Annotated in this window: 11 protein-coding genes; 5 read left to right on the top strand and 6 right to left on the bottom strand. The window is 66.8% G+C overall.

Translation table 11 applies throughout. From position 1 onward, the window contains the following. Positions 1-147 precede the first annotated feature (147 nt). The 3 genes from OR16_RS14880 to OR16_RS14890 all read left to right on the top strand — a co-directional run bounded on the left by OR16_RS14880 (position 148) and on the right by OR16_RS14890 (position 3,149). The gene (locus OR16_RS14880; RefSeq protein WP_237717068.1) at positions 148-900 is read left to right on the top strand and encodes a YoaK family protein; all 753 of its coding nucleotides are present in this window, start codon (positions 148-150) and stop codon (positions 898-900) included. Positions 901-1,016: 116 nt separating this feature from the next. Continuing rightward, positions 1,017-2,411, top strand: coding sequence for a selenium-binding protein SBP56-related protein (locus OR16_RS14885; RefSeq protein ID WP_006158777.1), 1,395 nt, complete (start codon positions 1,017-1,019; stop codon positions 2,409-2,411). Between the two features lie 54 nt (positions 2,412-2,465). Beyond that, a complete protein-coding gene (locus tag OR16_RS14890) occupies positions 2,466-3,149 on the top strand; it encodes a hypothetical protein (RefSeq protein WP_006158778.1) in 684 nt (227 codons plus the stop codon). A gap of 120 nt (positions 3,150-3,269) precedes the next feature. Here OR16_RS14890 and OR16_RS14895 read toward each other — a convergent pair whose 3' ends face one another. From OR16_RS14895 to OR16_RS14915, 5 genes are all read right to left on the bottom strand, one after another. Further along, positions 3,270-4,262: a Bug family tripartite tricarboxylate transporter substrate binding protein gene (locus OR16_RS14895; protein WP_006158779.1), complete on the bottom strand. Its 993-nt coding sequence runs from the start codon at positions 4,260-4,262 to the stop codon at positions 3,270-3,272. Between the two features lie 63 nt (positions 4,263-4,325). Continuing rightward, positions 4,326-6,623, bottom strand: coding sequence for an arylsulfatase (locus OR16_RS14900; RefSeq protein ID WP_006158780.1), 2,298 nt, complete (start codon positions 6,621-6,623; stop codon positions 4,326-4,328). A 21-nt stretch (positions 6,624-6,644) separates the two neighbouring features. Next, a complete protein-coding gene (locus tag OR16_RS14905; RefSeq protein ID WP_006158781.1) occupies positions 6,645-8,261 on the bottom strand; it encodes a GMC family oxidoreductase in 1,617 nt (538 codons plus the stop codon). After that, a complete protein-coding gene (locus OR16_RS39740; protein WP_006158782.1) occupies positions 8,258-8,674 on the bottom strand; it encodes a thiamine pyrophosphate-dependent enzyme in 417 nt (138 codons plus the stop codon). Before OR16_RS39740 ends, OR16_RS14905 begins: the two co-directional genes overlap by 4 nt. Before the next feature lie 184 nt (positions 8,675-8,858). After that, positions 8,859-9,389: a thiamine pyrophosphate-binding protein gene (locus OR16_RS14915; RefSeq protein WP_006158783.1), complete on the bottom strand. Its 531-nt coding sequence runs from the start codon at positions 9,387-9,389 to the stop codon at positions 8,859-8,861. A 74-nt stretch (positions 9,390-9,463) separates the two neighbouring features. On the opposite strand from OR16_RS14915, the gene OR16_RS14920 reads away from it, so the two are divergent. Then, positions 9,464-10,174 (top strand): Crp/Fnr family transcriptional regulator, encoded by a 711-nt coding sequence (locus OR16_RS14920; RefSeq protein ID WP_006158784.1) that lies wholly within the window; start codon positions 9,464-9,466, stop codon positions 10,172-10,174. Between the two features lie 81 nt (positions 10,175-10,255). Here the strand turns inward: OR16_RS14920 and OR16_RS14925 are convergent, their stop codons facing one another. Then, complete coding sequence (locus OR16_RS14925) at positions 10,256-11,146, bottom strand: LysR family transcriptional regulator (RefSeq protein ID WP_006158785.1); 891 nt, start codon at positions 11,144-11,146, stop codon at positions 10,256-10,258. An 85-nt stretch (positions 11,147-11,231) separates the two neighbouring features. Between OR16_RS14925 and OR16_RS14930 the strand changes: the two genes are divergently transcribed. Next, positions 11,232-12,785, top strand: coding sequence for an AMP-binding protein (locus tag OR16_RS14930; RefSeq protein WP_006158786.1), 1,554 nt, complete (start codon positions 11,232-11,234; stop codon positions 12,783-12,785). Position 12,786: the final 1 nt, after the last annotated feature.

Consider the following 12,786-nt stretch of genomic DNA (forward strand, 5'->3'; position numbering starts at 1 on the left):
TGGTTTCCGTTTTTTGCAAACGTTTGCATTATGGGCTGCCTTCTGAAAAAATCTGAAAAAATCAAGGACATTTGCAATTGGACCGGCCCGCACCGCTATGCTGTAGCACGGGCGAGCGCCGCCCTCTTCACAAACTTGAACCCAGCCATGCCAACCACACCAGACCCCAAGCCAGCCATGCCCCCCGCGCAACCGCGGGCGATCGCCAGGGAAGTATTCAAGGCCGCCCTGCTCAGCCTGGTGGCGGGCTATGTCGACGTAGTCGGCTTTATCGCCCTGTTCGGCCTGTTCACCGCGCACGTCACCGGCAACTTTGTCATGCTCGGCGTGGAACTGGCGCACTCCACCGGCGGCGTGCTGGCCAAGCTGCTGGCGCTGCCGGTATTCGCCCTGTCGGTGGCGGGCACCAAGATTGCCGTCGATGCCATGCAGGCACGCGGCAGGCCGCCGCTGCCGCCGCTGCTGGTCACGCAAAGCGTGCTGCTGGCCGCCTTCATGCTGGCGGGCATCATGGGCTCGCCCATCGCCTCGCCCGACATGGCGTCGGCCATCGCCACCGGCATGCTGGGCGTCGCGGCCATGGCGATCCAGAACGCGCAATCCCGCATCGTGCTGACAGACCATGTGCCGACCACCATCATGACGGGCAACAGCACGCAGGTCATCATCGACCTGGTCGAGCTGCGCAGCGCCTCGCCCGACAAGGTGGCCGCCGCCAGGAACCGGCTGCGCAAGATGGTCCCCGCCATCGCCGCGTTCGCGGCCGGGGCCGTGTCCGGCGCCTATGCCTATGTGCAGTTGTCGTTCTGGTGCCTGGCCGTGCCGATCTTCATCCTGCTGGCGCTGGCGTACAGCTACCGGGCCGGGCCTGCCGCGTCCCTGGCCGGCAGGCAAGCGTAGCGCCGGGGCGAAGCCATTGGCGCATGCCCGGCGCCCGACGTCCCCCGCGATGTGTCCTATAGTTCAAAGCCAGTGGCACCCAGCAAGCGCCACGGCAAGGCACAAGGAGACGCATGATGGCAACCTGGAAGCCCGATCCCAGTTTCTACCCGTCACCCCGCCTGGCCGCAAAGGCGCCGCCCGAAGCACTCGCCTATGTGGCGATGTTCGATCCCACGCGTACCCAGCCTGACGGCATTGCCGTAGTCGACGTCAATCCCGCCTCCAAGGCCTACGGCACCATCGTTGGCCAGGTCACGGTGCCCAACGTGGGGGACGAACTGCATCACTTCGGCTGGAACGCCTGCTCGTCCTGCCTCTGCCCGAATGCGCCGCACCCGCATATGGAGCGGCGCTACCTGGTGGTGCCGGGCCTGCGCTCGTCGCGCATCTACATCATCGACACCAAGCCCGATTCGCTGCGGCCTGCCATCGCCAAGATCATCGAGCCGGGCGAACTGGCCGAGCACACCGGTTACTCGCGCCCGCACACCGTGCATTGCGGCCCCGGCGGCATCTACGTGACCGCGCTGGGCAACGGCGAGGGCAAGGGGCCGGGCGGCATCATGCTGCTGGACCAGCAGAGCTTCGATCCGCTTGGGCAATGGGAGGTGGAGCGCGGCCCGCAGCATTTTGCCTATGACGGCTGGTGGCACCTTGGCTTCGACACGCTGGTGACCAGCGAATGGGGCACGCCCGACATGATCGAGGACGGCTTGGTGCCCGAGATCCTGCTCGGCTCGCGCTACGGCAGGCGGCTGCATTTCTGGGACATGACCAAACGCAAGCACCTGCAGGAAATCGACTTCGGCGAAGAGTACCAGCTCGTGTTCGAGCTACGCCCCGCGCACGATCCCACCAAGGCGTACGGCTTCGTCAACTGCGTGATCAGCCTGAAAGACCTGTCCTCATCCATCTGGGTCTGGTATCGGGACGAAGGTAAATGGGCGATCCGCAAGATCATCGATATCCCTGCGCAAGCCGCGGACCCCGACCTCCTGCCGCCCATCCTCAAGGGCTTCAAGGCGGTGCCGCCGCTGGTCAGCGATATCGACCTGTCGATGGACGACCGCTTCCTCTACGTCTCCTGCTGGGGCACCGGCGAGTTGCTGCAGTACGACGTCTCCGACCCGTTCGCGCCCAGGCAGACCGGCTGCGTGCGCATCGGCGGCATCGTCTCGCGCGCCACGCATCCGGGCGCCGGCGGCGCCGCGCTCAACGGCGGCCCGCAGATGGTGGAAGTCAGCCGCGACGGGCGGCGCATCTACTTCACCAACTCGCTCTACGGCGCGGTCGACGCGCAGTTCTACCCGGAGGGCATCGAGGGGTGGATGGTCAAGCTGGACGCCGCGCCCGACGGCGGCATCGCCTTCGACCCGCGCTTCTTCCTGCGCTGGCCGGCCGGCCATCGCCCGCACCAGGTCAGGCTGGAAGGGGGTGACTGCTCATCGGATTCGTATTGCTTCCCATAGACAGACGCAAACGCCATAGCGCCATCACCCCATCGCGCCGAGAGCGCCCCCGCCATGTTCGCCATCACTGGCGTGCCGCTTGGCACGCAGTTCGCCACGCAGTGGTCCGCCCTGTGGCCACTCTGGTGGCCATGGCTGGCCATCGCCGCGCTTGGCCTGTTCCACGGTATCAATCCCGCCATGGGCTGGCTGTTTGCCGTGGCGCTGGGGCTGCATCGCGGGCGGCGCAAGGTGGTGCTGCTGGCGCTGCTGCCGATCGCGCTCGGCCACGCCATCGCGGTGGCCTTGGTGCTCGCCGCCACGCTCGCGCTGGGCAGCCTGCTCGATCCCCAATGGCTGGCGCGCGCCGGCGGCGCGGTGCTGATCGGCTGGGCCGCCTGGCACGCCCTGCGCGGCCACCGCCAGCGCCCCCGCGTGGGCATGCAGGCCGGCATGGCCGGGCTGGCGCTATGGTCGTTCCTGATGGCGGGCGCGCACGGCGCGGGGCTGATGCTAGTGCCCGCGCTGCTGCCGCTGTGCCGCGCTGCCGCGGGCGCGCCGGCGGCGGGCGGACCGCTCATCCCGGCGCTGCTGGCGCTCGGTTTGCACACGCTGGCCATGCTGCTGGCCATCGGCACCGTGGCACTGCTGGTGTACGACCGCATCGGCGTGGGTTTCCTGCGCACCGGCTGGATCAACCTGGACCGGGTGTGGACGGTGGCGTTGACGGGGTGCGGCGCGGCATTGCTGTTGATGTAGGCCATGGCCTTTTGAATGCTGTGATGCCACGAAAAGGTAGCAGCTAGACGACTCCATTCCCTTGCGCCCCGAAGACCATGCCCTCCGGTAGCCCAAATGCAAGGGATTTGGGTATCGCGCCTAGTGCCCATCGGGATCGCCACCCTGCCCGATGCGCTTGACCAGCGCCTCCTCCTCGGCAAGCGTTGCTTGCAGTTCCTTGCCGAAGGCTTCCGGCGACGTACTGAACTCGGTGGTCGATCCAAGGCTCGCCTGGAGCGACACGAAACCCGGATCACGCGCGGCCTTGTGGATCGCCGCGAATAGTTGCTGCACGATCGGGCCCGGCGTGCCCGCCGGCGCGGCAAACCCGCCCCAGGACGCGAAGCCATACTGCTGCACGCCGGCTTCGGAGAACGTTGGCACATCGGCGATCTGCGGCACGCGCGCGGGCGTGGTGACGGCCAGCGCCCGCAGGGTGCCGACCTTGATGAGCGGCAGCGCCGTCGACAGCACCAGCACCGAGAAATCGATCTGCCCGCCCCGCAGCGCATTCACGGATTCCACCGCGCCCTTGTAGGGCACATGGAGAAACACCAGCCCGGGGCTGGACAAGCGCAGGTGCTCCACCGCCATATGCGCGGGCGATCCGATCCCCGCGGAGCCATAGCTCAGTTTGCCCGGGCTCTGCCTGGCCGCGGCCATCAGCGCTGGCAGGCTGCGGTACGGCGAACTTGCCGGCACCACGGCAACGAACGCTGAGGCATTGAGCTTGGTGATGGGCTGCAGGCTCTTCGGCAGGTCGATTTTCTTCGACATGGCCGCCACCGTGACAAGGCCGGAGGTGATGTATGCGACGGTGTAGCCGTCGGGCGCGGCGCCTGCCACCACCTGCGCGCCCAGCAGCGTGGACGCGCCTGGCTTGTTGTCGACGATCACGGGCACACCCAGGCCGCGGCCCAGGCTCTCGGCCAGCTTGCGCGCCGAGATGTCGGGCCCGCCACCCGCCGGATAGGGCACCACGATGCGGATCGGGCGGCTGGGCCAGTGCTGCGCACCCGATCCAATGGCGGGCAGGAGCGTGGGCAACAGGGCAATCGCAAATAGCGCGCGCCGGCGTTGAGGACTGAACATGACTGTCTCCTATCTTGTTTTCAAGCTGCGCCCGCTTGTTGCGCGGGCGCCCGGCTAATCGATCTAATCGATCTGGGCGAGACGCTCCGGACGGTTCGCCAGGCTGTCCGCCGCCTGTTTGCCAGGTGTCAGGCGGACGAAGCGGATGGCCCCGTTGTAGCGAAACGCGCCGCGCGCCTTGTAGCGCTCGCTGACCTTGAGGCGGCGGTCGCACCCCACATCCAGCCCCTCGCCCGTCAGGCGAAGAATGGTTGGCGACATGTCCATGGCTGCCATGGCGACCTGGCCGTCGAGCAGCACGGTTGCGCTTGCCCGGCGCGCGCCCAGTGCGCGGTGTTCCAGCACGAAGTGGTGGTCGCCCTGCGCCAGTGGCACCGGCGGTGGCGCCATGCTGCGCTCGCCGACGTTGTAGACCACGTGGAGCTGGCCATCTGCCACGAATACGCTCAGGCCGCCGAATGCATTGCCGAATGCCAGCAGCACGCCTTCGGATCCTGGCTCGCTGGAGAAGCGGCACTCCAGCGTGTAGTCCCGGTCCGCGATCAACGGCGAGATCACCGCGGTCGGCACGGTGGACATGCCCGCATGGAACGTCCTGGCAAGCGAATAGCTCTTCTCCAGGAACGGCGGCACCGCCAGCACCCGCCGGTTGTCGCGATTGTCCAGCGGGTATATGTGGTTGGCCTGCGCGTCCGCCTCGAACTCCGCGACCAGCTCGGCCAGCACGCCGCGATTCGCGGCCGCGACGTCTTCGCACTCCGTCGGGTCGCGCAACAGGTCGAACAGCATCCAGTTGTCCAGGTCGATGCGGGTGCCTGGCGGCTGCAGCGAGACGATCTTCCAGTGGTCGCGGATATAGCCGCGATTGCCCTCCAGCTCGTAATGTTGCCGGGTGCGCCGGGTCGCCTGCGCAGGGTCCGCCAGCATGGCGCGGAACGAGATCCCGTTGAGGCCACGGGTGCGATTGCCACGGAAACGATCCGGATAGTCGATGCCGGCGATCTCCATCAGCGTGGGCAAGGTGTCCGTCACGTGGATCCACTCGCGCCGGATTGCGCCGCCATCCCGGATCCCTTGCGGCCAGTGCACGATGTAAGGCACGCGGATGCCGCCATTCATCGGCGTGCGCTTGTAGAAGCGGAACGGCGTGTTGGATGCATTGCCCCATCCAACCGGATACGCGGCATACGAATCCACCCCGCCCAGTTTCCCGTCCCGCATCATGTCGGCGGCAAGACTGGCCGGCTCCACGCCGGAGACCCGCTTCTCGAAGATGTTGGCCGCGCCCTGCGGCCCGCCGATCGACGAGGCGCCATTGTCGGAGGTGAGGATGAATAGGGTGTTGTCCAGCACGCCGGCATCGCGCAGGTGATCGGCGAGCCTGCCGATGTTCTGGTCGATGTTGTCAACCATGGCGGCATACACGGCCATGTAATGCGCATACAGGCTGCGTTGTTCGGGTGTGAGCTGGTCCCATGCGGGGATATTGGAGCCGCGGTCCGAGAGCTGCCAGTCCGCCGGTATCACGCCCTGCGCGCGTTGCCGCTCATAGCGCTGGCGGCGGATCTCGTCCCAACCCTGGTCGTACTCGCCGGCATAGCGCTCGATATCCTGCGGCTTGGCCTGCAGCGGCACGTGGGGCGCGTTGTGCGCCAGGTACAGGAAGAACGGCTTGTCCGGACTGGCGCCCTGGTGCGCCTTGAGCCAGCCGATGGCCTTGTCGGTCCAGTCGTCGCTACAGTAATAGTCCTCCGGATAGTCGTCGGTATCCAGAAAGCTGTTGCCCTCCACCAGTTGCCCTGGCGCGAAGTAGTTTGTCTCAGCAGCAAGAAAGCCATAGAAGCGATCGAACCCCCGCTGCAGCGGCCACGAATCGCGCGCGCCCGCGGGCGAGACATTATGGTCGGCCGTGTTGTGCCATTTGCCCACCGCGTAGGTGGAGAAGCCGCGTTCGCGCAGCAGCTCGGCCATGGTCGGCGCGTCGCTTGCCATTTCGCCGGCCTGATAGCCGGGATATCCGGGATTGTTGTGGGTCAGCCAGCCGCAGCCCACCGCGTGCGGATTCTTGCCGGTCATCAGGGCGGCGCGGGCCGGCGTGCACATGGGCACCGTGGTGTAGTTGGCAAAGCGCAGCCCGCCTTGCGCCAGCGCGTCGATATGCGGGGTGCGGATCTCGCTGCCAAAGCAGCCGAAATCCGAAAAGCCCAGATCGTCGAGCAGCACCACGACAATGTTCGGCGTGCCGGGCAGGGCCGCACGCTGCGCGGGCCACCACGGCTGCGACTCCTGCAACGTCTTGCCGATGGTACCCCGATAGCCGTTGGCGGCGCCGCTGGCATGGCTGAATTCTGTGTGTTCCATTTGCAATCCCGAGGTTTGCGATCAGACCGACCGGCCAAGAATCAGGTCGGCGGCTTTCTCACCGATCATGATCGAGGCGGCATTCGTATTGGAGGAAGGCATGGTCGGCATGATCGAGGAATCGACCACGCGCAGGCTGGCCAGCCCGTGCACCTTCAGCGCGGGGTCCACCACGGCCATTTCGTCATGGCCCATCTTGCAGGTGCCGATCGGATGCCAGGAGGTCTGCCCGGCCTTCCTGATGTAGGCGAGTAGTTCGTCGTCGGCACGGATATCGATGCCCGGACGGGTCTCGCGCACGATGTAGGGCGACAGGCCTGGTTGCCCGGCGATGCGCCGCGCCAGCCGCAGGCCGTCGAGCATCGCCGCCTGGTCGGCGGCGGCCGAGAAATAGGCGGGGTCGATGCGGGGCGCCGCCAGCGGATCGGCGCTGGCGATATGGAGCCGGCCCCTGGACTCGGGGCGGAGCTGGAAGAAGCCGATGGAGAAGCCGGGGAATTCGTCGAGCCCGTAGCCTTTCGTGCGCGCGTAGCGGTCCTTGCCGCTCAGGTGGTGCAACTGCACCTTGACCTGCGTGCGCGACTGCGTCGGCGCGGTCCGTGCCAGCGCATGGGCGGAAGCGGACGGGGTGGACATCATGCCCTTGCGCGTCGCGACGTAGTGCAGGCCCATCCAGAGCTGCCTGAGCGGGCTGCGAAGGGCGTCGTTCAGCGTGATTGGCTTGGCGCATTCATAGGTAAGCCGGCACTGAAGGTGATCCGACAGGTTCTCGCCTACGCCGGGCAGATGATGCAGCACCTGCACGCCATGCTGCGTCAGCAGCGTGCGATCGCCCACGCCCGAAAGCTCGAGGAGCTGCGGCGACTTGATCGGCCCCGCGCTGAGAATCACTTCGCGGCGGGCGAGCGCCTGTTTCTTCACCCCGCCCTGTAGATACTCGATGCCGATGGCCTTCTTGCCGTCAAACAATACGCGAGTCGCCGTGGCATCGACCTGCAGGTCGAGATTCGCGTTCCGGCGGCCGTGCAGGTAGCCGATGGCCGTACTGCACCGCTGGCCGCGCCGCGTCGAGAGCTGCAGGTAGGAGGCGCCCTCGTATTGCGCGCCGTTGTAGTCCTGCGTACGCGGAATGCCCGCCTCTTCGCAGGCGCGCAGAAAACCCTCGGAGAGTTCATGCTGCATGCCGTCCAGCGAGCTGACGGCGATCGGACCTTCGCGGCCGCGATAGTCGCCGGAGCCAAGCGTCGTCGCCTCCAGCCGCTTGAAGTACGGCAGCAGGTCGGCGTAGCCCCATCCGGCATTGCCCAGCGCCTGCCAGTGGTCGAACTCGGCGGGTTCGCCGCGCACGTAGATCATGCCGTTGACGGAACTGGAGCCGCCCGGCAGCCGGCCGCGCGGCCAGTAGATCTCCTGCCCCTCCAGGCACGACTGCCCGATGGTCTTGAACGGCCACACATAGTCAGGGTTGAGCAGCAGCTTGGCGATGCCGATTGGCGCGCGCACCCAGAAATCGCGCTCGCGGCGCTGTCCTGCTTCCAGCAGCAAGACCCTGCCCGTGCCGCGCTCGGCGAGCCGGGTGGCGAGCGTCGCGCCGGAGGAGCCGGCACCCACCACGATGAAGTCGAAGTCCGGCGTCATTCGCGGCTCCCCGATGCATTGAGCCAGTGCGAAAGCGCGGCGGCTTCCTGCCCCATGCGCTCGAACTGGCGGTCGGGCATTTCCTGCTGCGGATTCTCCTGGCCGATGCGCGCGGGCTCGGGCGCCACGCAGAGTTCGTAGAAGGCCGGACCGTCGATGCGATGCATGGCCGACGCAACCTCGCGCAAGGTGGCGAGGTTGTCGATGCGCACCACGTGGCGGTAGCCCGCCGCGCGTGCCAGGCCGCAGAAATCGGTAATGCCCTGCCCCGGCGCCCGCAGGTTGACCCCGCCGGTAAACTGGGTGCCGTTATTCACCACGAAATGCGCGAAGCGGCGCGGCTGCTGGCCAGCCACGGTGACCAGGCCGCCAAGCTGCATCAGCAGGCTGGCATCCCCGTCCACCACCACCACGCCGCGTTCGGGATGCGCAAGCGCCAGGCCAAGCCCGAGCCCCGCGGCACCGCCCCAGGCGTCCGGATGTCACGCCTAGCGCATCGAACACATACATGGAGCCCATGGTCGTGACCAGCAACGCGCCCGCACGCGACGCTTCGATAACCTGGCAAGCTTCAGCGATTCTCATGACGGTGTCTCCTCAATGCCAGGCGATGGGCGCGCCGACGATCAGCGCGGCTGCGCCGCCACGTGCATGGGCGGCGTCGAAGGCTGCGTCGATATGGCGCAGGTCCGCGGCCGCTTCCAGCCGCCAGCACGGCACGTCGAGCGCATCCAGTACCGGTTCCAGCAGGCGCACCATGTTGCGCCGCGAGGCGGCGGGGTCGCCGCCGAAATTGGAAAACTCGCGGCCGAACTGGCCGACCAGGAAAACGGTCGGGATCCTGGCATCCAGCGCGATGGCGCGAATCGTGTTCACGCAGGCATAGAGGCCCTGGTTCTGCACCACGACAATCGGGCGCTTGCCGCCGATGGTCAGGCCCGCGGCCACGGTCACGGCCTGGTCCTCATTGCAGCACATGACTTCACGGATGCCGTCCACGCCCGCTTCCATGCGTGCGTGCAGGGCCCACTGCACCCAGTCCGGCACCGTGACGAAGTGGTCCACGCGGCTTGCCCTGAGCGCCTCGACATAGGCCGATGCCGCGATGCTATGATTTCCAACAGTCATCTTTGTCTCCATCGTTTGTTGGACGCATTGTGGACATGGCGCACCGCAACAATCTGTCACTTTGAAGACAAAAAATGGCCCTGGCCGCTTATCTCGCGCTGGCACGCTCGGTACTCGCACGCTGCCCCGCTTTCCAGCGTTGCGCCGGGCAGACCCTGGATCGCTTTGTCGACAGCGGTCGGGTGGTGCAGTGTGCGGGCGGCGAAATCCTTGCCACGCGCGGACAGCCGTTGGCGTACCTGATCGTAGTGCTGAGCGGCAGCCTTGAAATTGGCGTGCTGACCAGCGCCGGCAAGCGCTTTGTGATCCGCTACCTGGAGCCGGGACAGATCCAGGGCGTCATCCCGATTCTCGACGGCAAGCCGTCCATCCACGACACCCGCGCGCACGGCGAATCCGTGGCGCTGCTGGTTCCGAAAGATGTATTCGTGCAAGCGCTCGACACCGATCCCGCACTGGCGCTGGCGTTACTGCGCATGTTCTGTTCGCGCTCGCGCGCGCTCTATGACGGCGCTGCCGCCAGCGCGCTCGCACCCATGCGCGTGCGCGTTGCGCGCTCGCTGGTGTCGTTGCTTCCCGCCTACGGACTGCCGCGCGGCGACGTAGTGACACTGTCGCTCAAGTTATCCCAGGACGAACTCGCGGCGCTGGTCGGCGTATCGCGCCAGCGGCTCAACAAGGAACTCAAGGAGTTCGAGAGCGAAGGGATCATCGCGATTGCTTACTCCCATATCGAGATCACGGATTCCGAGGCGCTGTTCTCTATCGCGTCGCTCGACACTTGAACATTGAACAGGTGGGGGCGCGTGGGCCAGGTCACCGCGACGCAACCAAAGGGCGGATCGTGCTGGTCGACATGCAGCCGCTCAGGCCCCCTGCTCGCGCACCAGCACCGTCATGCGCTGCGCGAGCGGCGAGAGATAGGCGCCCGCCCGGGAGATCACGCCCACGCGCCGGCGCAGATCCAGTTCTTCTAGTCCCAGGTCCAGCGGACGCAGCCCGGTCATCACCGCATTGGAATTCGTGCCCGATATGCTTAGCATCTGCGTGCCGCGCATCAGGTCGAAGAGCGAGGAACTGCCAAAATCGGTCTCGATGCGCAAGTTCGGGGCGCCCAGCCCCTGCTTGCGAAATGCCGCATCGACCTGCTGGCGCAGGATGATATTCGGCCCGGGCAGCAGCCAGTCCTGGCCCGCCAGGTCGGCAAGGGTCAACTTGCGGCGGCGCTGCAGCGGGTGCGCTTCATCGGCCACCACCACCAGACGGTCGTCGAACAGTTCCTCCACCGCGAACTCGCTCGCGCGCTCCCTTGGCGTGGGGGCAATGGCCAGGTCCAGCTCGCCCGCCAGCAGCAGTTCCATGAGGTCCCGCGCCAGCAGCCGGCGCAGCCGCAGCCGGGCAACGGGCCGCTCCCGCAGCAGCTGACGGCAGGCGTCCAGCACCAGGGCGTTGGGGATCGAAGGCGAATAGCCCAGGCGCAGCATGCCCTGCTCGCCGGTGCGGATGCCTTGCATCTCCTTGAGCGCGTCGTCGAACTCCAGCCGGATGCGGCGCGCCCGCTCGATGAATTGCCTGCCCGCCTGCGTCGGGGTCATGCCATGGGCCGTGCGCTCGAACAAGGGCAGGCCGATCTGCCCTTCCACCCGCTGCACCGCCTTGGTCAGGGCCGGCTGGCTGATGCCCAGCGACTCCGCGGCACGGCCGATGCCGCCGTGCGCATCGACGGCCAGCACGTATTCCAGATCTCTTGTCTCCATCTCGACATTCCCGTTGGTTGAACAGCATTGTAGTGATGCCCTGCATCTTACAGACTACGGCACAGAACCATCAAGGAGACAACCCATGGGATTCGCATTCTTCCTGCGCCGCGCCGCGCGCTATTGGGGCGATCACGCCGCCGTGCTCTACAACGACCGCGTGCTGACCTATCGCGAACTGGACGAGCGCTCGAACCGCCTCGCCAACGCGCTGCTGGCCCTCGGCCTGACCAAGGGCGATCGCGTGGCGATTCAATCGCGCAACCGCCCCGAGCTGGTCGAGATCGAGTGCGCCCTGTACAAGGCCGGGCTCGTCAAGGCCGCGCTCAATCCGCGCTTCACCGCGGCGGAGGCATCGGATGTGGCCGAAAACTGCACGCCGCGCATCCTGTTTGCCGGGCCTGGCTATACAGGCTACTCACCGGAGACCGCCGGCTTTGGGTCGGTGCAAACATGGATCGCGATCGGCAAATCCGCGGATGGCTACGGCGACTACGAGGCCCTGCTGGCAGGCGCGAGCCCTGCGCCGCTCGACATCACGCCGCAGCCCGCCGACCTCGCCGTCCTGCATTTCTCCTCGGGCTCCACGGGCAAGATCAAGGCCGCCATGCAGAGCTACGGCAACCGCCTGGCGGCGCTGCGCAAGATGCTGCTGGGCATGGACACGCCGGCACGGCCCGGCGACCGCCTGGCGCTGATCGGGCCCATCACCCATGCCTCGGGCATGTTGATGCAGCCTTACCTGTACAACGGCGCGACGCTGGTGCTGTTCGACAAGTTCGAGCCCGCGCATTTCCTGGCCGAGGTGGGCAGGCTGCGCCTCACCCATGTGTTCATGGTGCCAGCCATGATCAATATGCTGCTGACGGAGCCAACCCTGGCCAGCGCGGACCTGAGCAGCCTCAAGACCCTGGCCTACGGCGCCGCGCCGATGGCGCCCGCCCGCATCCGCGAGGCATGGGAGCGCATCGGCCCGATCCTGTCCCAAGGCTATGGCGCGAGCGAGTCCACCTCCGGCGTGACCCGTCTTTCGACCGCCGACCATGCCCACGCACTGGCGCACCGGCCCGAGCGGCTGGCGTCCTGCGGGCGGGCGCTTGGCGAGACGGAAGTGCGCGTGGTTGACGAGCAGGGCCAGGAAGTGGCCGGCGACGAGATCGGCGAACTGGTGATCCGCGGCGAGGATGTCTTCCACGGGTATTGGGGCGAGCCGGAGCTGACACGCGAAGTGCTGGCGCACGGATGGCTGCGCACCGGCGACCTGGCGCGGGTGGATGAAGAAGGCTACATCTACCTGGTCGACCGCAAGAAAGACATGATCATCTCCGGCGGCTTCAACGTGTATCCGACCGAGGTCGAGGCCGCGCTCTACCAGCATCCGGACGTCATGGAAGCCTGCGTGATCAGCGTGCCAGACGATACCTGGGGCGAGAGCGTCAAGGCGGTCGTCGCGCTCAGGCCCGGCCGGCAAGGCAGCGCGGAGGACCTCATCGCGCACTGCCGCGCACGGATCGCGGACTACAAATCGCCGCGAACCATCGACTTCGTCACCGAGTTGCCCAAGAACGCAAGCGGCAAGCTCGCTCGCAAACTGGTGCGCGAGCCGTATTGGCAAGGCGTATCGCGTCGCGTGAATTAAG

This window comes from Cupriavidus basilensis OR16 (genome assembly GCF_000243095.1).
Lineage (GTDB): Bacteria > Pseudomonadota > Gammaproteobacteria > Burkholderiales > Burkholderiaceae > Cupriavidus > Cupriavidus basilensis_D.

Coding starts and splice junctions, on each gene's coding strand:
- OR16_RS14890 (WP_006158778.1), top strand. CDS start 2,466: ATGTTCGCCATCACTGGCGTGCCGCTTGGCACGCAGTTCGCCACGCAG.
- OR16_RS14905 (WP_006158781.1), bottom strand. CDS start 8,261: ATGACGCCGGACTTCGACTTCATCGTGGTGGGTGCCGGCTCCTCCGGC.
- OR16_RS14930 (WP_006158786.1), top strand. CDS start 11,232: ATGGGATTCGCATTCTTCCTGCGCCGCGCCGCGCGCTATTGGGGCGAT.
- OR16_RS14900 (WP_006158780.1), bottom strand. CDS start 6,623: ATGGAACACACAGAATTCAGCCATGCCAGCGGCGCCGCCAACGGCTAT.
- OR16_RS14925 (WP_006158785.1), bottom strand. CDS start 11,146: ATGGAGACAAGAGATCTGGAATACGTGCTGGCCGTCGATGCGCACGGC.
- OR16_RS14880 (WP_237717068.1), top strand. CDS start 148: ATGCCAACCACACCAGACCCCAAGCCAGCCATGCCCCCCGCGCAACCG.
- OR16_RS14920 (WP_006158784.1), top strand. CDS start 9,464: ATGGCCCTGGCCGCTTATCTCGCGCTGGCACGCTCGGTACTCGCACGC.
- OR16_RS14885 (WP_006158777.1), top strand. CDS start 1,017: ATGGCAACCTGGAAGCCCGATCCCAGTTTCTACCCGTCACCCCGCCTG.
- OR16_RS14915 (WP_006158783.1), bottom strand. CDS start 9,389: ATGACTGTTGGAAATCATAGCATCGCGGCATCGGCCTATGTCGAGGCG.
- OR16_RS14895 (WP_006158779.1), bottom strand. CDS start 4,262: ATGTTCAGTCCTCAACGCCGGCGCGCGCTATTTGCGATTGCCCTGTTG.